Origin of the sequence: Amycolatopsis sp. M39 (assembly GCF_001651785.1) — a bacterium.
In the GTDB taxonomy this organism is placed as follows: Bacteria; Actinomycetota; Actinomycetes; order Mycobacteriales; family Pseudonocardiaceae; genus Amycolatopsis; species Amycolatopsis rubida.
Genome location: NZ_LWSF01000006.1, coordinates 415,219 through 435,139 on the forward strand (window position 1 = coordinate 415,219; position 19,921 = coordinate 435,139).

General features: G+C 70.9%; 18 protein-coding genes and 1 pseudogene. 7 read left to right on the forward strand and 12 right to left on the reverse strand.

The genetic code is table 11. The features are described from left to right. Window positions 1–54 precede the first annotated feature (54 nt). Window positions 55–636, reverse strand: coding sequence for a hypothetical protein (locus A4R44_RS19065; protein WP_067582091.1), 582 nt, complete (start codon window positions 634–636; stop codon window positions 55–57). A gap of 372 nt (window positions 637–1,008) precedes the next feature. Continuing rightward, window positions 1,009–1,986 (reverse strand): LacI family DNA-binding transcriptional regulator, encoded by a 978-nt coding sequence (locus tag A4R44_RS19070; protein WP_067582095.1) that lies wholly within the window; start codon window positions 1,984–1,986, stop codon window positions 1,009–1,011. Window positions 1,987–2,078: 92 nt separating this feature from the next. On the opposite strand from A4R44_RS19070, the gene A4R44_RS19075 reads away from it, so the two are divergent. Continuing rightward, window positions 2,079–3,557 carry an FGGY-family carbohydrate kinase gene (locus tag A4R44_RS19075; RefSeq protein ID WP_067582099.1) on the forward strand — a complete coding sequence of 493 codons (1,479 nt, stop codon included), beginning with the start codon at window positions 2,079–2,081 and terminating at the stop codon, window positions 3,555–3,557. Between the two features lies 1 nt (window position 3,558). On the opposite strand, the gene A4R44_RS19080 is transcribed toward A4R44_RS19075, so the two are convergent. Continuing rightward, the gene (locus tag A4R44_RS19080) at window positions 3,559–4,425 is read right to left on the reverse strand and encodes a helix-turn-helix domain-containing protein (protein ID WP_067582103.1); all 867 of its coding nucleotides are present in this window, start codon (window positions 4,423–4,425) and stop codon (window positions 3,559–3,561) included. 39 nt (window positions 4,426–4,464) lie between these two features. Here A4R44_RS19080 and A4R44_RS19085 point away from each other — a divergent pair, with 39 nt between their 5' ends. From A4R44_RS19085 to A4R44_RS19095, 3 genes are all read left to right on the forward strand, one after another. Next, on the forward strand, window positions 4,465–4,863 hold the full coding sequence (locus tag A4R44_RS19085; RefSeq protein ID WP_067582106.1) for an NUDIX domain-containing protein: 399 nt from the start codon (window positions 4,465–4,467) through the stop codon (window positions 4,861–4,863). 198 nt (window positions 4,864–5,061) lie between these two features. Then, window positions 5,062–5,541, forward strand: coding sequence for an MmpS family transport accessory protein (locus A4R44_RS19090; protein WP_067582109.1), 480 nt, complete (start codon window positions 5,062–5,064; stop codon window positions 5,539–5,541). A gap of 242 nt (window positions 5,542–5,783) precedes the next feature. Further along, window positions 5,784–6,554: an ABC transporter permease gene (locus tag A4R44_RS19095; RefSeq protein WP_067582112.1), complete on the forward strand. Its 771-nt coding sequence runs from the start codon at window positions 5,784–5,786 to the stop codon at window positions 6,552–6,554. Here the strand turns inward: A4R44_RS19095 and A4R44_RS19100 are convergent. Together A4R44_RS19100 and A4R44_RS19105 are read right to left on the reverse strand one after the other, a co-directional pair. Next, window positions 6,530–7,216, reverse strand: a complete 687-nt coding sequence (locus A4R44_RS19100) for a histidine phosphatase family protein (protein ID WP_067582115.1) — start codon at window positions 7,214–7,216, stop codon at window positions 6,530–6,532. The genes A4R44_RS19095 and A4R44_RS19100 overlap by 25 nt on opposite strands. Window positions 7,217–7,238: 22 nt before the next feature. Continuing rightward, complete coding sequence (locus A4R44_RS19105) at window positions 7,239–9,116, reverse strand: Na+/H+ antiporter (RefSeq protein ID WP_161269424.1); 1,878 nt, start codon at window positions 9,114–9,116, stop codon at window positions 7,239–7,241. 60 nt (window positions 9,117–9,176) lie between these two features. On the opposite strand from A4R44_RS19105, the gene A4R44_RS19110 reads away from it, so the two are divergent. Further along, window positions 9,177–10,589 (forward strand): carboxylesterase/lipase family protein, encoded by a 1,413-nt coding sequence (locus A4R44_RS19110; RefSeq protein WP_067582118.1) that lies wholly within the window; start codon window positions 9,177–9,179, stop codon window positions 10,587–10,589. Between the two features lie 43 nt (window positions 10,590–10,632). Here the strand turns inward: A4R44_RS19110 and A4R44_RS19115 are convergent. From A4R44_RS19115 to rnhA, 4 genes and pseudogenes are all read right to left on the reverse strand, one after another. Further along, window positions 10,633–13,282, reverse strand: a pseudogene (locus A4R44_RS19115) (exo-beta-D-glucosaminidase). A gap of 160 nt (window positions 13,283–13,442) precedes the next feature. Then, window positions 13,443–13,817 (reverse strand): YchJ family protein, encoded by a 375-nt coding sequence (locus tag A4R44_RS19120; RefSeq protein ID WP_067582121.1) that lies wholly within the window; start codon window positions 13,815–13,817, stop codon window positions 13,443–13,445. Further along, window positions 13,814–14,164 carry a DUF1801 domain-containing protein gene (locus A4R44_RS19125; RefSeq protein WP_067582124.1) on the reverse strand — a complete coding sequence of 117 codons (351 nt, stop codon included), beginning with the start codon at window positions 14,162–14,164 and terminating at the stop codon, window positions 13,814–13,816. Before A4R44_RS19125 ends, A4R44_RS19120 begins: the two co-directional genes overlap by 4 nt. Before the next feature lie 273 nt (window positions 14,165–14,437). Then, window positions 14,438–14,917, reverse strand: a complete 480-nt coding sequence (gene rnhA / locus A4R44_RS19130; RefSeq protein ID WP_037818141.1) for a ribonuclease HI — start codon at window positions 14,915–14,917, stop codon at window positions 14,438–14,440. 92 nt (window positions 14,918–15,009) lie between these two features. Between rnhA and A4R44_RS19135 the strand changes: the two genes are divergently transcribed. Then, complete coding sequence (locus tag A4R44_RS19135) at window positions 15,010–15,795, forward strand: DUF1684 domain-containing protein (protein ID WP_067582127.1); 786 nt, start codon at window positions 15,010–15,012, stop codon at window positions 15,793–15,795. A gap of 360 nt (window positions 15,796–16,155) precedes the next feature. On the opposite strand, the gene A4R44_RS19140 is transcribed toward A4R44_RS19135, so the two are convergent. Together A4R44_RS19140 and A4R44_RS19145 are read right to left on the reverse strand one after the other, a co-directional pair. Further along, window positions 16,156–17,160, reverse strand: a complete 1,005-nt coding sequence (locus A4R44_RS19140) for an amidohydrolase family protein (RefSeq protein WP_067582130.1) — start codon at window positions 17,158–17,160, stop codon at window positions 16,156–16,158. A 472-nt stretch (window positions 17,161–17,632) separates the two neighbouring features. Beyond that, on the reverse strand, window positions 17,633–18,310 hold the full coding sequence (locus tag A4R44_RS19145) for an MBL fold metallo-hydrolase (RefSeq protein WP_067582133.1): 678 nt from the start codon (window positions 18,308–18,310) through the stop codon (window positions 17,633–17,635). Window positions 18,311–18,388: 78 nt separating this feature from the next. Here A4R44_RS19145 and A4R44_RS19150 point away from each other — a divergent pair, with 78 nt between their 5' ends. Further along, complete coding sequence (locus tag A4R44_RS19150; RefSeq protein WP_067582136.1) at window positions 18,389–19,219, forward strand: YwqG family protein; 831 nt, start codon at window positions 18,389–18,391, stop codon at window positions 19,217–19,219. 4 nt (window positions 19,220–19,223) lie between these two features. Here A4R44_RS19150 and A4R44_RS19155 read toward each other — a convergent pair whose 3' ends face one another. Beyond that, window positions 19,224–19,919, reverse strand: a complete 696-nt coding sequence (locus tag A4R44_RS19155) for an RNase H family protein (protein WP_067582142.1) — start codon at window positions 19,917–19,919, stop codon at window positions 19,224–19,226. Between the last annotated feature and the right edge of the window lie 2 nt (window positions 19,920–19,921).

Sequence of the window (19,921 nt, forward strand, 5' to 3'; positions counted from 1 at the left end):
GGCGGGCCTGCGCCGCGGGTGGGCGGGCGGTGCGCAGGCGGGAAGGTCAGCGGGTCAGAACGGCGAGCCGAGCGTGGCGACGAGCTGGGCCACCTGCTCGGGGTCGCCGCCGGCGAGCAGCCACTGCCGCGGCGTGGCCGGCCGGTCGCTGATCACCAGGTCGGACTGCGGGGTGTTCATGAACGCGGCGACGACCAGCGCGGGCTGGTCCCCGGGGACGGCGCGCAGCACGGTTTCGAGACCGGGCAGCACGCCCGCGCCGTTGAACTGCCACGCGGGCAGCCGCCAGCCCTGGTCCTTCCAGCCGGTGAGCCTGCCTTCCTTGAGGCGGTGCCGGATCCGGCTGTCGTCGACGTTCAGCATCTCGGCGGCCTGGCCGACCGAGAGGGCGGAGTCGGCGAGCACGGCGTGCGCGGCGACGGTGCGCGCGCGGAAGTCCGGTTCGCCCTCGTCGCGCGGGCTCAGGTCGAGCCCCGCGTCGGTCAGCGCGGCCCGCTGGTCGGGGGAGAAGTAGTGCGAGGGGTCGGGGTTGGGCGGCGACAGCCTGCGGGCCGCGTCCTCCACGAGCGTGAGGAACTCGTTCGCGTCGGCCTTGAGGCCCGCTCTGGCGAGCACGTTCTCCAGCGCTATCGACATACGCTCAGCCTAGCGCGTGTGTGCGGGTTCGTGCGGTTTCTCGCCTTTTTGTGGGTGAATTCACCAAAGATCGACACTCATCGCACAGAAGTCAACACGATGCGTAGGCGAGTTCGGGACAGTCTGCCCCGCACCGGGTGGCTTGTCCAGGCTTTCGAGTGCTTGACACTCCCGGACCGCCGATTTACGTTGCGAACGAGTAATCGGTTTCCCGCCCTCGGGTGCGGCCCGCGCTCCGCCGTCCGCGGCGGAAGCTGGGGGGACAGGGGGTGGGGCGTGCCTGGCGGCTCGGCGGATCTCCGCCGGGCCGCCAGGCACGTCGTTTCCCTCCGGGCCCGGCTGGTTCTCCGGGAATGCCCGCGGTTCTCCCGCTCAGCGGTGCGAGCTTTGCCGGTCGATCAGCTGCGCGTCCAGGGTCGTGGTGACCGGCTCGCGGGTGCTGTCGGCGATGCGCGCCAGCAACAGTTGCGCGGCGACCCGGCCGATCTCGTACGCGGGCTGCGCCACGACCGTCAGCGGCGGGTCGATGAGCGTGGTCCACGGGGCGTCGTCGAACGAGACGATGCCGATGTCGCGTCCGGCGCGGAGGTTCCGCTCCGCGAGCGCCTCCAGGACCCCGATCGCCATCGTGCTGTTGGCGACCAGCAGCGCGTCCGGCGGCTCCGGCTGCTCCAGCAGGTCCCCGGCGGCGTGCCGCGCGCCTTCCGCGCGGTATTCGGCGCGGCGGAAGACCGCGTTCTCCTCGCCGACCGCGTCGAAGTAGCCCGACAGCCGGTCGTCGGCGGTGCGCACGCCGGACGGCCCGGTCAGGCACGCCACCCGCCGGTAGCCGTTCGCGACGAGATGCCGGGCCGCCTGCCGGGAGGCGCGGCGGGTGTCGACGAGCACCTGGTCGCCGTCGGTGCCGGGCAGCGGCCGGTCGACCGCGACCACCGGCGTGCCGAGCCGGCGCAGCCGGGTGACGCTCGTCGCGGGTCCGGTGGGGGAGAGCAGCACGCCCGCGACGCGTTCCTGCAGCGCGACGTCGAGGTACCGGCGTTCCTTGTCCTCGTTCTCGTCGGAGTTGCAGAGCACGACCGAATACCCCGACACCTGCGCGAGATCCTCGACCCCGCGCGCGATCGAGGTGAAGAACGGGTTCTCGACGTCGGAGATGATCAGCGCGAGCACCGCGGTTTCCTGGCGGCGCAGGTTTCTCGCCAGTCCGTTCGGGTGATAGCCGAGTTCCTCGGCGGCCTGGAGCACCCGGGCGGCCAGCTCCGGGTCCACTGTGGACTTGCCGTTCAGGGTCCGCGACACCGTGGCGGTCGAGACGCCTGCCCTGGCGGCGACGTCGCTGATCGTGGCCACCGAGCCTCCTCGTCCTGGCTTCCTTGACACCCCGGTGACGGCAGAATACCGTCCCGGTAATCGTTTACCGTCCGATTGCCGGGGGTGCTGCGATGCAACCGGGCCCGTTGCTCGGCATCGACATCGGCACGTCCAGTTCGAAAGGCGTCCTCGTGGGTGCGGACGGCACTGTACTGGCGCGCGCCGCCCGCCCGCACAGCACCTCCCGTCCACGCCCCGGCTGGTTCGAGCACGACGCCGAAACGGTGTGGTGGGCCGCGTTCGCCGACCTGGTGCGCGAATTGCTGGCCGAGGGCCGGAAACCCGCCGGGCTCGCGGTGAGCGGCATCGGCCCGGTGCTGCTGCCCGCCGGCGCCGGCGGCCGTCCGCTGCGCCCGGCGATTCTCTACGGCGTCGACACCCGGGCCGGCGCGGAAATCGCCGAGCTGACCGCCGAACTCGGCGAAGAGTCCATTGTGGAACGCTGCGGGAGCGCGCTGTCGAGCCAGGCGGTCGGCCCGAAGTGGCGGTGGCTGTACCGGCACGAACCGGACGTCGCCGCGCGGGCCCGGCAGTTCCTGATGGCGAGTTCGTACCTCGTCCAGCGGCTGACCGGCGAATACGTGCTCGACCACCATTCGGCGAGCCAATGCGACCCGATGTACGACCTGCGCGCGGGCGGCTGGGCGCAGGACTGGGCCGCGCTCGTCGCGCCCGGAATCGACCTGCCGCGGCTCGCCTGGCCGACCGAGGTCGCCGGCACGGTCACCGCCGAGGCGGCCGCCGAGACCGGGTTGCCTGCCGGATTGCCGGTCACCTGCGGCACGATCGACGCCTGGGCCGAAGCGACCAGCGCGGGCGTGCGCGACCCCGGCGACACGATGGTCATGTACGGCACCACGATGTTCCTCGTCCAGGCTGTCGCCGAGGCCCGTCCGGTGTCCGGATTGTGGGCGACGCGCGGCGTTTTCCCGGGCAGCTTTTCGCTGGCCGCGGGAATGGCGACGTCCGGTGCGATCACCGACTGGCTGCGGGAACTGTTCGACGGCGATTTCGCCGAACTGGTCGCTTCGGCCGGTCAGGTTCCGGCCGGAAGCCGCGGATTGCTGATGCTGCCGTACTTCGCGGGCGAACGGACTCCGGTGCCGGATCCGCTGGCGCGCGGGATGATCGCCGGGCTGACCACGTCGCACGGCCGGGCGGAGCTGTACCGCGCGGCCTTGGAGGGGACGGCTTACGGGGTGCGGCACAACCTTTCCGCGATGGGTGCCCCCGCGCGCCGCTTGGTCGCGGTCGGCGGCGGCACGCAGGGGCGAGTGTGGACGGGGATCGTCAGCGACGTGACCCGGACGCCGCAGCATCTTCCGGCGGAAACTGTCGGGGCGTGCTTCGGGGACGCGTACCTGGCGGCGGTGGCGATCGGGTTGGAGCCGGATATCGAGGCGTGGAACCCGGTCGCCGAGGTGATCGAGCCGGATCCGGTCCGGGCGGACCGGTACGACGAGTTTTACGCGCATTACCGGGCGTTGTATCCGGCTACCGTGGAGACCGCGCATTTCCTCGCGCGGCAACAGGATTTGGCGGCGGAGTGAGTTACCCGGCGAAGTAGGCGCCCGGGGTGAGGCCGGTGAGCGCTCGGCATTCGCGGATGAGGTGCGGCTGATCGGCGTACCCGGCGGCGACGGCCAGGTCGGCGAGGGTCGCGGCGGCCGGGGCCAGTGCGATGGCTCGGTGGAGGCGCAGGATCCGCCGGTAGGTGGCCGGTCCGTAGCCGACTGCGAGGGTGAAGCGCCGGCGCGCCTGCCGTTCGCTTCGGCATGCGTTAGCCGGAGGCTGTGCGGCCTGGTCGCCGGTCGGATGCCGAGCGGGTTGCCTGCCCGGAGCTGCCGAACGCCACGCGGACGGTTCGGCGGCATTCGAGGAAAGCCGCGCGCCCGGGTGCGTCGGCGGCCCGGCGGGCCGACCGTCCGCGAGCCATCGCGCGGAGGGGGCTTCTCCCTCGCCTCGGCCCAGCTCTCCGGCGTTCCCCGCGAACTCAGCGGCGAGGTGCGCCAGCATCCGCTCCACCACCGGATCCGCGGCGGCCGTCCGCTCTGCCGCGACGTCGGCCATCGCGTCGGCGAGGTCGCGGCCGCTGAGGATTTCGTCGGCGAGGGTCGCGCCGCGGCGGTTCCACAGGTCCGGCAGCGGGACCCGGCTGTCGCGCAGTTCGTCCGCGCCCACGCCGAGCATCGCGGCCGCCGCTCCCGGCCGGAAGCGCAGGCCGCGCAGTCGCGTGCCGGGCGGGAACGCCGACGTCCACGCCGTCGTGTCCGGTCCGGCCACGAACACCTGGCCGGCGCCGGCGACGAGGTCCACGCAGCCGTCCGGGACGATTCGCTTCGGGCCGGGCTCGGCCGACTCCCAGCGGCACCGCACGAGGCGGCGCAGCGAGTCCGGCGGCGGGCTTTCCGAGTACACCCCGCGATCATCCCTCGCGGGTACGACAGAATGGCGCCCATGACCCCGATCGATGCTCTGGCCTGGGTTCACGTGCGGGACCGGCGGCTGCTGTCCGTCCGCACGACCGGCAAGGAGAAGTTCTATCTCCCCGGCGGCAAGCGCGAACCCGGCGAGGGCGACGTCGAGGGGCTGTGCCGGGAGATCCGCGAGGAACTGGGCGTCGCGCTCGACCCGCTCAGCTTCCGCTTCTTCGCGCTGCTCGACGAGCAGGCCGACGGATTCGCCGACGGCCGCCGCGTCCGGATGACCTGCTACACCGCCGACCACGCAGGCGAGCCGGAGCCGTCGGCGGAGATCGCCGAGTCCGCCTGGCTGCGCGCCGCGGACGCCGCCGCCTGCCCGCCCGCCGGACAGCGCGTGCTGCGGATGCTGGCCGAGGCCGGGCTGGTCGACTGATCACCCTGTGTCAACCAGGGGCTGCGCCAGCGTCATCGGCATCGTGCGTGGTGACCGTGCTCGTGAGCGAACGATCCCTACCCCCATCAGGGTGAAATGGGGGCTATTTTCGCGGTTTGGCTAACGCCGTGTAACGGTCTGGCGAAGAACCAGACGTCGCACTCGCGGGAAGTGCGCTCGAGAAGAGAAGACCTCTCCATGGGTGTTCCTGGCGCGACCCGGCCCGCGGCGGCCCGGGGGGAATCGGGCAGGCTGCGGCCGCTCGGAAGCGTGGTGGTCGTGGTCGGCGTCATCGCCGTCGCGGTCACTGTCGCGTGGTATGTCATGCCGAAAGCGACCCCGGACCGGCCCGCTCCGGCCGCGTCGGTGCCGTCGGTGACCGTCGAACCGGCGATCGTGCGCGAGGTGACCCGCACGGTCGTCTACGAGCTGACCGGCGGGGACGTCGCGCACAACCTCACCTACGTCGCGACCGGCGGCGACCTCGAACAACAGGCCGAGGTGCGGCTGCCCTGGTCGGTGACGGTGCGGCGGAAGGCTCCGTCCGAGCAGCCGGTGTTCAGCAGCCTGGTCGCGCAGAGCGCCGGGGCGCTGCTGTGCCGGATCCGGGTGGACGGGCACGTGGTCGCCGAGAAATCGGTGGCGGGGGAGGGCCGGCAGCTCAGCTGCAGCGCCTGACCGGAGCGGCTCGAAGCTCTCTGTCCCCGCGCAGGCATCGGCAGAGCGCGCGCCGAGCGCAGCGCGCAAGCGGAGCCCGCGTACCTCGCGTACCCCGCGTACCTCGCGTACCCCGCGTACCCCGCGCACCCCGCGCACCCCGCGCACCCCGCGGTGCTGAGAAACCCCGCGGGGGCAGTGCTGGTCAGGGAGAAGCACCCCGGCTCCTCGTCCCGGACCGCGGGCTGGGGCAGGATCACCCCGTGAACGGTGCGATCGGATTCGGGCCCGCGCTGATCGCCGTGCTCGCGGTGCTGACGCTCGCGGGTGCGGCCGTCGTCCGGTTCGGGCAGCTCGGGCAAGGGCGGGCGGTGCTCGTCGCGGCCGTCCGCGCCGTCGCGCAGCTCGCGCTCGTGTCCCTGGTCATCACGGTCATCCTGCGTTCGGGCTGGCTGACCGGCCTGTTCGTCCTCGCGATGTTCGCCATCGCCGCCGCGACGTCGGCCAGCCGGATCGGGGTGCCGAAGCGGATCGGGTGGGTCGCGCTCTCGCTGGCGTCCGGCGTGCTTCCGGTGCTGGGGCTCGTCCTCGGGTCCGGCGTCGTCCCGGCGAAGCCGATCTCCGTGGTACCGGTCGCGGGGATCGTGATCGGCGGCTCGATGACCGCGACGTCGCAGGCGGCCCGCCGTGCGCTCGACGAACTCAAGCAACGCCACGGCGAGTACGAAGCCGCGCTCGCGCTGGGGTTCCTGCCGAGGCATGCCGCGCTGGAGATCTGCCGTCCGTCGGCGGGACACGCGTTGATCCCGGCGCTCGATCAGACCCGGACGGTTGGCCTGGTGACCTTGCCGGGCGCGTACGTCGGTGTCCTGCTGGGCGGGGCGAGCCCGCTCCAAGCCGGTACGACCCAGGTGCTGGTGCTGATCGGGCTGCTGGCCGCGGAGGCGGTCGCCGTGCTGGTGACGGTGCAGCTCGTCGCGGCGGGGTTCGTCCGCCGCGACGCGCCGGCTCAGCCGGGCGGGGCCGCCAGATGAGACCGGTCGTTGAAGCCGCGGATCAGCCAGTTGTCGCCGTGCACCACGAGGTGCGAGATCGATCCGTTGTCCGCGCCCAGGAACGCGAACCGCTCCAGCGCACGGCTGGCCTGGGCGAACACCTCGCCGATCACGCCGCCGTGGGTGAACACCGCGACCCGCTGATCCGGATGCGCCGCGGCGACGCGGGTGAGCGCGGCCCGGATCCGCAGGCCGAACGCTTCGTCGGATTCCGCGCCGGGCAGGACGTCCCACCGCTGTTCTTCCCACAGCTTCCGCGCCAGCGGATGCCCCTCGGCGGTGTGCTTGCGGAACAGCCCGTTTTCCCATTCGCCGAGGTAGACCTCGCGCAGATCCGGCTCGACGGCCGGGGTGAGGCCGAGCTTTTCCGCCAGCGGCGCCGCGGTCTGCGCGGTGCGCCGCAACGTGGTCACGTACAGCGCTTCGATGCGTTCCGGCGCCAGCCGCTCGCCGACGCGGGCGGCGTGGTCGCGGCCTTCCGGCGCGAGGTCCGGGTCGGCCTGGCCGTCGACGAGATCGAACGGCTCGCTGAGCCGTTGCGGCATCGATTCCCCGTGGCGCACCAGGAAAATCTCAGTGGCGCCCGAGGGCGGGCTGAAGCGGTGCTGGCGGTACTCGACTTCCTGTCCGGGCGTGCTCATGCCCCGACCCTAACCGGTCGGCTCAACCGAGTTGCTTGTCCACGAAGCACCATCGCCACGTCTCGCCCGGCTCGAAGCTGCGCATCACCGGGTGCAGGGTTTCGTGGAAGTGCTGCGAGGCGTGCTTGCCCGGCGACGAGTCGCAGCAGGCGACGTGCCCGCACTTCAGGCACATGCGCAGGTGCACCCAGGTCATCCCGGCCTCGACGCATTCGGCGCAGGAATCCCGGGAACTGGGCTCCTGGTCCGGCCATTCGTGGCTGAGGTGCTTGCAGGACCCGGCCGTGGCGGCGGGGGTGCTGAGTTCGCGTTCGGCCACCGGGGGTTCCTCCTCGTCGCGGTCGAGCATGGATTCTTCGATGTCGAGCCGGGCCAGCACGCGGCGCAGCACCGCGTCGTCGGCACTGCCTCGGTCGCGTGCCTTGAGGAACACGTCGCGTTCGGCTTCGAGCAGCTGGACGCGCAGCCGGCGGTAGGCGTCGCTCGGGGTTTCGGCGAGCGCGCTCTGCCGGCCGAGCTGTTCCCACGCGGCGTCGGACCGGCCCTGCAACCGGTCGCGCAGCCGCGCGATCACCTCGGGCGGGTCTTCCGGACGGCGCAACTCCTCCAGCTTCGTGAGCGCGGCGCGGGTCATGTCGTGCAGCACGGCGGCTTCCTGGAGCGCGTCCTCCGCCGGGTCCGGCCGAGGCAGCCGCAACCGGCGGATCAGCGGCGGCAGCGTCATGCCCTGCACCACGAGCGTCCCGGCCACCACGACGAACGCGGCCAGCACGAGCACCGCGCGCTGCGGGGTGTCGGCGGGCAGCACGAACGCCGCGGCGAGCGTGACCACGCCGCGCATCCCGGCCCACGCGATCACCGCCGAATAGCGCCACGGCCACACCTTGCCGCGTTCCACGCCCAGGGTGTTCAGGAGGCGTTTCACCACGCCGATGCCGGCCATCCAGAGCATTCGCGTCAGGATCGTCGCGGCGAGCACCGCGGCGCAGATCCCGGCGAGCTGCCCCAGCGACAGCCCGCTCTTGCCGACCTCGTGCAGGATGCGCCGCACTTGCAGGCCGATCAGCAGGAAGACCATGTTCTCCAGCAGGAACTGGACCGTCTCCCAATTCAGCCTGCTCGCCAGCCGTGACGGCCCGGACTGGATCCGCGGCGTCTGGTGCCCCTGGATCAGCCCGGTGACGACCACGGCCAGCACGCCGGATCCGTGCACCGCTTCGGCGAGCAAGTACGCCGCGAAGGGGACCGCGAACGACAGCGCGGTGTCGGTGAGCGTGTCTTCCAGCTTCGCGCGCACGTACGTGACAATCAGCCCGACGAGGAAGCCGGCGACGATCCCGCCGACCGCGGCGAGGAGGAAGTCGAGACCGACCTGCCAGAGGCTGACCGCGCCGGCGATCGCCGCGATCGCGGTCCGCAGCGCGACGAGCGCGGCGGCGTCGTTGAAGAGACTCTCGCCCTCCAGCAGCCGGACGAGCTTGCGCGGCATCCCGACCCGCCGGGCGACCACGCTCGCCGCCACCGCGTCCGGCGGCGCGACGACCGCGCCCAGCGCGATCCCGGCGGCCAGCGGCAACCCGGGTACGACCAGCCAGGCGGCCAATCCGACGCCGAACGCGGTGAACACCACCAGCCCGACCGACAGCAGCGCGATCGGCCCGCGCAGCTTGCGGAACGCGATCAGCGACGTCTGGATCGAGGCCGAGTACAGCAACGGCGGCAGCAGCCCGATGAGGACGATCTCCGGGTCCAGTTCGTACTGCGGCACCCCCGGGATGAACGACACCCCGACGCCGACCGCGACCAGGCACAGCGGGGCCGGCCAGTCCATCCGGCGCGCGACGACGGTCACCAGGAGAACCGTCAGGACGAGCGCCACCAATTCCGCTGCGATTTCCACGGGACAATCATCACCCGCGGCCCCGGCGCACGCGCGGGGGCCGGCGTTAGGCTGCGGTCCGTGACGACGGTGGAGACGCGGGCCGGTGCCGTCCGCGGCGAGGTGCGGAACGGAGCCGGGTTCTTCCTGGGGGTGCCGTTCGCGCAGCCGCCAGTGGGGGAGCTGCGGTTCCGGCCGCCGGTGCCGGCGGCGTCCTGGACCGGGGTGCGCGACGCGACGGAGTTCGCGGCCAAAGCTCCACAGCCCGACGTGACCGGGAAGCGCTTCGTCGGCGGCGAGGACTGCTTGTACGTCAACGTCTACGCGCCCGAGGCGCCAGGTTCGTATCCGGTGCTCGTGTGGATCCACGGCGGTGGCGGAGTGCTGGGCGCGCCGCACCAGTTCGACGCCTCCGCGTACGCCCGCCGCGGCGTGGTCGTGGTGACCGTCGCGTATCGGCTCGGGGGGCTCGGCATGCTCCGGCTGCCTGGCGTTTCCGACGGGAATCTCTCGCTGCGCGACCAAGTGCTGGCGCTGGAGTGGGTCCGCGGCAACGTGGCCGCGTTCGGCGGCGACCCGCGGCGCGTCACGCTCGCCGGGCAGTCCAACGGCGGCCGCACTGTGGGGACGTTGCTGGCGGTTCCGGCCGCGCGAGGGCTGTTCAGCCAGGCGATCGTGCAGAGCGGCACCGGTGTCGGTTCTGTCGTGCACACCCCGGCGGAGGCGGAAGCTGTCGGCGAGGCGGTGCTGGCCGAGCTGGGCAAGGGAGATCTGCGCACGCTGCCGGTCACGGAGATTTTGACCGCGCAGCAACGGGTCACGGCTCAGCTCGGCACCCTGGTGCCGTATCGGGTGGTGGTCGACGGAGATCTCCTGCCACAGCGGCCCGGCGAAGCTGTCGCGGACCGGGCGGCTCGGGAAGTCCGGATCCTCACCGGCACCACGGCCGACGAGCAGGACCTGTTCTCCTGGCTGCAAACCGGCGGCGCGAAACTGCTCGGCACCGGCTCGACGATGCTCGAACCGGACGTCATCGCGCGGATGACCGAGGCGTACCGGGAACTGCTGCCGGACTGGCCGGAAGACCAGCTGGTGAACCGCGTCCGCACGGCGGGGGACTGGTGGCTGCCGTCGATCCGGCTCGCCGAAACCCAGCACGCGGCGGGCGGCACGGCCTGGATGTACCGGCTGGACTGGCGGATCGCGCCGCGCGGGAAGGGCCTCGGCGCGGCGCACGGGGTGGACCTGCCGTTCGTCTTCGACGACGTCCGCAACCCGAATTGGCGGTTCCTGTTCGCCATCGCCCGCCCCGATCCGGAACGGCTGCAGGCGATGGCGAAGGAGATGTTCGAGACGTGGGTCCGGTTCGTGACGACCGGCGACCCGGGGTGGGCGGCCTATACGCCGGAGGACCGGGTGACGCGGGTGTTCGACGACGTCAGCACGACCGTGTCCGATCCGGATGCGGAGCAGCGGCGGCTGTGGGGTTCGTGAGGGGCAATCCCGGTTCTCGCCGGGATTGCCCCGCACGAGGCGCCTAGCCGCGGACGGTCCGCGTGCCGGTGTTCCAGCCCGCGACCCGCACCGACGGCGCCGAACCGTGCAGGTCGGCGGTGCGGTAGGTGGCGGTGAGCGTCACCGATTCGCCCGGCCACAGGCTGACCTGGTTGTCCGACCAGCTCACCGGCAGGACCGGCGCGCCCGCGCTGTCCACCAGGTGCGTGTCCACCATGAACGCCGGGGTCTTGCCCGGCGAGGTGTTGGTGAGCTTCACCGTGGTGACGGTGGTGCCGTCCGGACCCGGGGCGGAGGTCGCCGTGGTGCCCACCTTCGCCGCGCCCAGCTTCGACAGCCCGGACAGATCCGCGTAGGAGGACGTCGGCGTGTAGTACCAGTCCGACTTGCTCCAGTTCAGCTTGTCGTCCTTGGTGGACAGCCAGTACACGTTCCGGCTGACCTCCTTGCCCGCCGAATCGGTGAGCACCAGCTTCGCCAGGTAGGTGGACGAAAGCCCGCTGACCTTACCGATGTCGAGCGCCTTCGCGTGCGCGCCGCCGCCGTTGACCGACAGGTTCTTCTTGGTCTTCGAGAACTTCTTCGTGCCGTCGGTGTTGTAGAGCTCGACGCTGGCGGTCAGGCCGGACGCCTTCTTCGCGGTGGAGTTGACCACCTCAGCCGACTTCGTGTCGTACGAGTACTGGATGTGCAGCGGCTCGTTCGCCTTCTTGGCCCCGAAGTACGAGCCGTTCTGGTCGAGGTAGGCGTCGAACAGCTGCCAGTGCAGCGACGTCCAGCCGCTGTTGAGCATCCAGTAGATGAGCCCGGTCGACGGGTCCTTGGAGTCGGTGAAGTTGCGGGAGTGCGCTTCGAACTCCGCGCGGACGTTCTCGTACTGCGCCAGCTGCGCCTTGCGGACGAAATCGTCCAGGCTGGTCGGCTTGCCGTAGCGGCCGCCCAGCGCGTCGCCGAAGATCTTCAGGTTGGCGAAGGTCTCCGACTCGGAGCGGTGGTACTGCGGCGCGGCCGGGTTCTTCCAGAGCGTTTCCAGCTCGGCGGGCGTCATCATCCGCTTGAGCGTGTCCATCGTCGGGATGTCCGGCCCGGCGCTGGTCTCGGAGTTGAAGTTCCACGCGCCGCCCGCGTCCTTGTGCGCCTTGTCGTACCAGTAGTTCGGCGGGACGTAGTCGTACGGGCCGTTCATCTTCATCCCGGACGGGTCGAGCTTCGGCGACGCCTTGGCCGAAGCCGCGGAGATCACCGCCGCGGGCCAGTCCGCCGCCGACAGCGCGTCGAGGTAGCCCTTTTCGATCCGCGCGTCGGGCGCGAAGTCGCTGCCGATGTGGAAGGACAGCACGCTCGGGTGGTCGCGCAGCCGCTNGCAGCCGCTCGGCTTCGGCGGTCATCGACGCCTTGGCGATCGGGTAGTCCGCCTCGGTCCACGGCTCGCCCTTCTCGTCGCCGTTGACCTGGCCTTCCCACTTGTCACAGCATTCCCAGCCGGGCATGGTCAGCACGCCCATCCGGTCCGCGAGGTCGAAGAACGCGTCGGGTTCGATGTGGCCTTCCAGCCGCACGGTGTTGAGGCCGAGGTTCTTGACGTAGGCGAGCTTGTCCGCCGCCCGGCCCGCGTCCCAGCGCAGCAGCAGGTCGGGGGACCAGCCGCCGCCCTTGATCATCAGCGGCTTGCCGTTGACGACGTACTGCCGTCCGCCGCTGGAGTTCAGCGGAGCCTTGACGTCGCGGATGCCGAAGCTGGAGCGGCTCGCGTCGGAGGCGGTCCCGCTGACGCTGGCGGTCAGGTCCAGCTCCTGCATCGGCTGCCCGCCCAGGCCGGCGGGCCACCACACCTGCGGCTTGTCGACGCCGATCACCGGGAAGGTGACGGTCTTCTTTTCGTGCGCGGCAAGGGAAACGTCCTGGCTCACCGGCTTGCCCGCGACGGTGCCGGACACCGTGGTGCGGACCGGCGCGTCGGAGTCGTTGCGGACGTCGGCCTTCGCGGTGAGGTCGGCGTGGTCGAGCGCGGGCACGTTCAGCTTCGTGACGACGTGCGCGCCGCGGAGCGCGACCGGCCCGCTGTGCCGGACGACGATCTCTCGCGCGAGCCCCATGTTCTGGTCCGGCGGGGTCTGCGCCCAGTCGATCCAGCCCATCGACAGGTCGTTGTTCGGGTCGTTGGGGTAGACCTTGAACGCGACGCTGTTGACGCCCTCGCGCACCTGCTTGGTCACGTCGAGGTCGTGCCGGGTGTAGGGCCCGTTGACCTCGTCCTTGGTCGCGACGCGGGTGCCGTTGACCCAGACATCGGCCTTGGACAGCACGCCGCTGACGTCGAGGTAGGTGCGCTGGGACGGGTCGGCGACCTTGATGTCGGCGCGGTACCACCACGGAACCTTGAAGTCCGCGGCGGGCACGTTCTTCATGTTCGTGGAGTAGAACGGGTCGGAGTAGCGGCCGTTGGCGAGCAGCCCGGCGTACACCGTCGACTGCGAGCCGACCGGGTACCAGCCGTTGGCGTCGAAGCCGGGCTTCGACACCGAGGCGTCGTCGGACACCTTGGCCGAGGACTGGATCAGATAGCCGGGGATCGCGGCCCGGCCGGGCTCCGGCCCGGCCGAAGCGGCCCCGGCGACTCCGGGGATCAGCGCTGCGGTCAGGGCGGCGACTGCTAACAGCCGTCCGGGCATTCTTGGCCGGCGTGGGGTCACGAGCGGTCCTCCTCGGGCTCCTGGCGGCGGCGATTGTTAGTAAAGTTCCTTAACGATTGCCGGTGATAGTAGCCGCCCGGAGCATCCGGGGACAGACCTCGACGGGGTCTTTTCGCCCGATTTTCCCCGGCGGTTCCGCTTAGCGCGCGTCGACGTAGTACCAGCGCCCGCCCTCGCGGACGAACCGGCTGTTCTCGTGCTGCGAATCGTCGCGGCCCTGGTGGCGGTAGTGCGCGCGGAACTCGACCGTGCCCTCGTTCTGCAGCAGCGAGCCGCCGGTCCGGCCGAGGATCTCCAACCGGGTCCACTCCTGTGCGGGATCGAGCCGCAGCCGTTTCGGGCGGGTGTCCGGATGCCAGGTGTCGAGCAGGTAATCGGGCTCCCCGACGGCGAACGCGCAGTAGCGGGACCGCATCAGCCGTTCGGCCGTCGGGGCGTTCTGGTCGCCGCGGTGGAATCGGCCGCAGCAGTCGGCGTAGGGCTCGGGCAGCCCGCAGGGGCAGGGGTTCGTCACGCCGCTGATTCTGTCTCCAGTGCCAGGGCCTGCTGCACCCAGGCGGCGATCTGCTTGGCGTCGACGTCCTTCGCGCTGCGCAGTTTGACGTGCGCCATTTCGCGGGCGCTCGGTTCGAGGCCGCCGTCGATCAGCTGGCCGCGCCAGAAGGCGAGCGTCACGTATGAGCTGTACGCCTTCGCGAGGCAGACCGGGTTCCTGCCTGCCTTCCAGGTGGGCGCGCCGTGGTAGAGCGCGGCCGGGTGCGGCATCGCGTCGTCGAGCACGGGCAAGAGCGCGGCATAGACCTCGCGGAGCGCTTCAGGCTGCGCGGCGACGTACTCGGCGACGGTCGTGAACTTCGGCATGGCTTGTCCTCTCGGCTTTCTGATGCTGCCGAGCTTGCCAACCGATGCTTATTTTTGTCAAGACTAATTATTTTGTCGGTGGGCCGGGCTGCGACGACCAGATCCCGCATCGACGCCAGCTTTGCCAAGCGGCGGCCGCCTTCGCACGCCGGCGATGTCCGCGAGGTGGCGGAACCAGGGATGCGCCGCCGTCTCGTGAAACCGCGCGGCGATCTCGGTCCGCGGAACCCTGTCGAAGCGGTTAGGCCAAGCTCGCGAGGTGACCCGCACGGCTCAGCCGCGGGCCCGGCGCACCCCGGCCGCGGCGGCTTCCTGCGATCCCTTGACCGCGAGCTTGTCCGCGCGCTCGTTCTCCGGGAGCCCGGCGTGGCCCTTGACCCACAGCCACTCGACCTCGTGCTGCTGGCAGGCGGTGTCGAGGCGCTGCCAGAGGTCGGCGTTCTTGACCGGCTGCTTCGCCTGCGTCTGCCAGCCGTTCTTCTTCCAGCGCGGCATCCACTGGAGGATGCCGTTGCGGACGTACGTGCTGTCGGTGTAGATCCGCACCACGGACGCGCGGGTGAGGCTTTCCAGCGCGCGGATCGGAGCCATCAGCTCCATGCGGTTGTTGGTGGTGACGGTGTCCTCGGCTCCGTACAGCTCGCGCTCGTGCTTGCCGTAGCGCAGCAGCGCGCCCCAGCCGCCCGGTCCGGGATTGCCGCTGCACGCGCCGTCGGTGTAGATCTCCACGGCTTGTTCCGTCTGCTCCGCCACCCGGGCGACCCTACCGTTCCCACGTGCTGGGAGACGGAATGCCATGCCGGGGACGGTGTTGTGCGATGGACACTCACTGAAGGGATCCCGATATGACCGTGGAGTTCGCGCAGGCGTGGCAGGACTGGAAAGCGGAGCGGGAAAAGACGCTGGCCGATCCGTACGGCTGGCTGGCGCTGGTGTCGCTCGACTGGCTGGAGGATTCGCCGCGGACCTACCCCGGCCTGCCCGGCCGATGGTGGCAGGACGCCGAAGCCGCCTATGTCGATCCGGCTGGCGGACAGTTGCGGCACGAAGGCGCTTTGCTGACTGACGTCCACCGCTTCGAGCTGGTGAACAGCGGCGCGGGCACCCGGGTGACGGCTGGCTCGGTGGAAATCGAAATCGCGCGCCGGTCGGGTCACTTGATCCGCGTCCACGACCCGAAAGCGCCTGTGCTGCACGCCTTCCACGGCGTCCCCGCCTACGAACCCGACCCGGCGTGGGTCCTGACTGGCCGGTTCGAGCCGTTCGACGAGCCCCGGCCGACGACTGTGGGTGCGGTCGTGGAGGGACTGTCGCACGTCTACACGGCGCCGGGGCGGGTCGTCTTCGAACGTGACGGGGTCGAGTACACGCTTACTGCGTTCAACGGGAAGACTGGCGGGTACAGCATTCTTTTCACTGACGCGACCAGCGGGGTGACTACTTATGCCGCCAACCGTTCCTTGCCGGTCGCCGAGGCTGCCGAGGACGGGACGGTGATTTTGGACTTCAACCGGGCGGTGAATCTGCCTTGTGCGTTCACGGATTTCGCAACGTGCCCGTTGCCGCCGGAGGGCAATCACCTGCCGTTCGCGGTGGAGGCGGGGGAGAAGCTGCCTTACGAGCGGCAGTGAGGTCCGGCTGATCGCGCACGCGCGCCTCGGCGGGCGGCGAGGCGCCAGCATGCCGCTCGCCGAGTCAGTCGCCTACCGCGTGGACGTAAGCACGCGATCGTCGAAGCACCGCTGCCATTGTCGAGGTCATCAGCCTGACCGGTCGATCGGACACGAGGCACTGCCTTCGTGATCGACGACTCCGGCAGCTAAGGGGTGTACCTGGCGCGCCTCGCCAGCGTTCATGTCGTTCGACCTCACCGACGACCCGGACCTGGGGACGGGTGCGAAGATCGCCTGACCGTACCAGCGCCGATTCCGGCGGCGTGACCGGCATTGCCGAGCTGGTCTCGAATCTGGGCGAGTGCATCGGCGCCGCGATCACCGGAGGCTGAAAACGCGCTCCGCGTTGAGGCAGCCGACTTTGGCTCGCTGCGCGTCGGACAACGGGGCGGACCGGAGAAAGGCCATGGCTTCAGCGGTGTCTTCGTAAGGCGCGTCAATGGCGAACATGATGTTGTCCTCCCCGATCGCGTCCAAGGCGAGTGCGAGGACGGCCGGGTCGTCGATGCCGCTGGTGGTGATGACGAAGTTGCGGCGGAAATACTCGCTCGGCGTGAGCCGGAGCTTCGGCATGGTCCCCGCGGCTCCGGGGACGCGAGCGGCGAAGGCATGGCGGTTGTCGATGCGCTTGAGCCAGTACGGGATGCCTTCGCCCAGGTGGCCGAGCACGACCGTGAGGCCTGGGTGGCGGTCGAACACGCCGCTCAGGATGAGCCGCATCGCGTGCAGGCCGGCTTCGGCCTGATAGCCCCAGACCGCGGCCTGCATTCCGTACGCGTCGTACGGAGCAAGCATGCTCGGGAACCTCGGGTGCAAGTAGACGGGCGCCTTCGCCGCTTCGGCCGCTTCGAGCAGCGGGGCGAACTGCGGCTCGTCGAGGTACCGGCCTTCGGTGTGGGAGTTGACCATGATTCCGTGCAGTCCGAGCGACCCCATGACCCGTTCGATCTCGTCCGCGGCGGCGGCCGGATCCTGCGGGGCCACGGTCCCGAGAGCGCCGAACCGGCCGGGGCGTTGCCGCACCAGGTCGGCGAGGGCGTCGTTCACCACCCGGGCCAGCGGAACGGCGGCGGCCGCGGGGTAGGGCTGGACGCCGGGCGGGTTGATGCTGAGCACCGCCATCGCTTGTCCCGCAGCGTCCATGGCGGCGATTCGCCGCTCCAGGCCGGTGAGCGCCGACCGAAACGGTTCCCGGGCTTCGACCACGCGCATGAGGTCGACTTCGGCCCGGTCGCCGTGGAGGACGTCGAGACTGTGTGCGGTGCTGAGGAACTGCTCGGTGGCGACATGTTCCTCGACGGCGATGACCCGCGGCAGATTCATGTCTCCATTGCAATGCTGGCTGCCGATCATGTCCAAGTCGCGTTCGGCATCGCACGATGCGGCCGAGGAATGAGTCTGTCCGGACAGTGCCCCGTTTTCCCTGTGCCGCAAGGAAAACAGGGCTTCCTGTCCGGCGCCGGAGCGACTGGTCACGAAGCGGACGCAGAAGACCTCGGAGCAGTTCGCTGCCGTGAGATCCGCCGTTCGTATGCGCGGCGTGAGGCGCTGGCGCGGATCTGTTCAGGACTCACGTACCGGCAGCGACACGACAGCCGCGGAACCACGCACCGCTGCCCTTGCCGGATTCCTCGAAGCGGATCACCGCTTTCGCCGACCCAGCGGGAGCTCCCGCTCCCCGGCCCCGTGCCGTCGGCGGAAAAGCTTCCGGAGCGGTCGAAGCTGCGGCCTTCAGCAGGCCGATCGGAATGCCTCCGCCTTAGCCGCTCGACCGGCGTGGGCAAGACAACTCCGATCACCAGCCGCGTTCGCGCCACTCCGCCAGGTGCGGCCGCTGCTCGCCCAGCGTCGAGTCGTCCCCGTGCCCGGGGTAGAACCACGTGTCGTCCGGCAGTTCGTCGAAAATCCGCGACGACACGTCGTCCAGCAGCGAGGCGAAGTCCTCCGGCGACGAAGTCTTCCCGACCCCGCCCGGGAACAGCGAATCCCCGGTGAACAAGTGCGGGTGGCCGGACGGATCCCGGTACAGCAGCGCGATCGACCCCGGTGTGTGGCCGCGCAGGTGGATCACCTCCAGCGTCACCGCGCCGACCTTCAGGGTGTCTCCGTGCTCGACCAGGAAGTCCGGGGGGACCGGCAGCGGTTCCGCGTCCAGCGGGTGCGCCGCGGTGTTCGCGCCGTTCGCTCCGGCGACCGCGCCCAGCGCCTGCCAGTGGTCGGGGTGCTGGTGGGTCGTCACGACGGTGCGCAGCGCGGGGCGGTCGGGGCCGTGGCCGATCAGGTCGGAGATGCGCTCCGGGTCGTTGGCCGCGTCGATCAGCAGCGCTTCGTTCTCCTCGCGGCACACGAGCAGGTACGCGTTGTTGTCCATCGGGCCAACGGAGAGCTTGGTGATGGCGAGCCCGTCCAGCGTCCGGCGGGCGGCGTCGCCGCCCGGTTCGACGTGTCCGGTGTAGGTGTCGGCGATGTTCACGAGTCCCCACCGTAGCGGGATCACCCCTGCGGTGGCCACACGGCCGTTTTTGTCGGTGCCTGCTGTCAAGATCTCCCCATGACCTCTTGGATCGACCCGCTCGCCAAGCTGGCGCGCGAGAACCTTCCGCCGGACGTGGCGCAGGCGTGGGAAACGGTGTTCCGGCCCGCGGTGCGGCTGAACACCCGCGGGAACGGCGTGCGCGTCGGCAGCCTCGGCGGCAACCCCGCGCTGCCCGCGGACGTGGAATGGCCAGTCTGGCGCGGCGAGCTGCCGATGAACTTCGTCGCGTCGGTGGACTGCGCGGCGCTGCCCCGAGTGCCCGGCGGGATCGAGCTGCCCGCTTCGGGTTCGTTGCTGTTCTTCTACTGCGACGACTGGTTCCAGGCCGAGGGGCCGGTCGACCTGACTTCTCTCGGCGGGGTCGCGGTCGTCCCGGCCGGCGCCGAGACCGCGGAACGGGCCGCGCCGGAGGGCGTCGAGGGCTATCCGCGGCTGGAGCTGTCCGGGGAAATCGCCGGCACCTTCCCGAACTCCCAGCAGGAGGTGCTGCGCCGCACGCTCGCCGGCGACGGGCTTCCGCTCTCCGATCCGGACAACTGGTCCGAGGAGTTCTTCGACCTGCTCCGGCAGTCCTCAGCCGCGCCCTACCACCAGATCGGCGGCTGTACCTGGCCGGTGCAGGGGCCGCCGGAGGACGAGGTCGCCGCGGCGGTCCTGCCGGAGGACGCGTCGGAGTCCGCTCTCGCCGGCGAAGCGCTGCGCTGGGCCCTGCTCGCCCAGATCGACAGCGACGGCGACGCGGGCCTCACGTGGGGCGACGCCGGCGTTCTGTACTGGCTGATCCGCGAGGACGACCTCGCCGAGGGCCGGTTCGACCGGGTCCGGTGCGTCATGCAGTCCGGTTGAGTCCTCAGCCGCGCCGATTCCGTCGCAGCCATTCCGTCGTGCAGCAGTGCTCGCACGGTTCGAGTTCGCCAGGGAGCACCGACGCCCGGGCGATCCGGACGATCTCGTGGGTGTGGCGGCCCATCCGCTCCTGCCGCTGCTGGCCCCTGCGCAGCCAGTAGCAGCCGTCGTCGTTGTGGTAGGCGCTGCCGCCCGCCGTGCGGTAGCCGGTCGGCAGCACGCCGGCGTCGAGCTGGCGGCAGTCGGCGCAGTAGGCCTTCGTCATGCCGTGCCGGCATTCGCCGTCCTCCGGCTGCGCGGGCGGGCGTCCGGTGGGGCGGGCTGCCGTCGCGAGGCCGGCCAGTTCGGCGAGCTGGGTGCGGGCGGCCGGGTCCCCGGCTGCCCGCCAGGTGATCTTGTGCCGGGCAGCGCAGGCGCGGAGCCGGGGGACGAGGTCGTCGGGCCCCTGGCTGTCCAGCGCGGCGCGGAGATGCTCGCTGTCGCCGTAGAGGTGCACGCGGACCGGTCTTTTCAGGCTTTCGAGTGCTTCTACCGCGGCCGTCAGCGCCATCCGGGCGGCAGTCGTGTCCGCCGCCCCGCCGGTGAGGGTTTTCCGATGGTCGCCGTAGGCCAGCAGCGCGGACCAGCCGCCCGGTCCCGGGTGGTCGCCGCCTTTCCCCGCCGCGTAGATCCGCACGGCTCCGGCTTCGTCGCTCGCCACGC

Excerpts from the sequence above, each read along its gene's own strand:
- A4R44_RS19140 (WP_067582130.1), bottom strand. The coding sequence starts at position 17,160 with ATGAATCTGCCGCGGGTCATCGCCGTCGAGGAACATGTCGCCACCGAG.
- A4R44_RS19125 (WP_067582124.1), bottom strand. The coding sequence starts at position 14,164 with ATGCCGAAGTTCACGACCGTCGCCGAGTACGTCGCCGCGCAGCCTGAA.
- A4R44_RS19100 (WP_067582115.1), bottom strand. The coding sequence starts at position 7,216 with ATGAGCACGCCCGGACAGGAAGTCGAGTACCGCCAGCACCGCTTCAGC.
- A4R44_RS19135 (WP_067582127.1), top strand. The coding sequence starts at position 15,010 with ATGACCGTGGAGTTCGCGCAGGCGTGGCAGGACTGGAAAGCGGAGCGG.
- A4R44_RS19150 (WP_067582136.1), top strand. The coding sequence starts at position 18,389 with ATGACCTCTTGGATCGACCCGCTCGCCAAGCTGGCGCGCGAGAACCTT.
- A4R44_RS19075 (WP_067582099.1), top strand. The coding sequence starts at position 2,079 with ATGCAACCGGGCCCGTTGCTCGGCATCGACATCGGCACGTCCAGTTCG.
- A4R44_RS19065 (WP_067582091.1), bottom strand. The coding sequence starts at position 636 with ATGTCGATAGCGCTGGAGAACGTGCTCGCCAGAGCGGGCCTCAAGGCC.
- A4R44_RS19085 (WP_067582106.1), top strand. The coding sequence starts at position 4,465 with ATGACCCCGATCGATGCTCTGGCCTGGGTTCACGTGCGGGACCGGCGG.
- A4R44_RS19090 (WP_067582109.1), top strand. The coding sequence starts at position 5,062 with ATGGGTGTTCCTGGCGCGACCCGGCCCGCGGCGGCCCGGGGGGAATCG.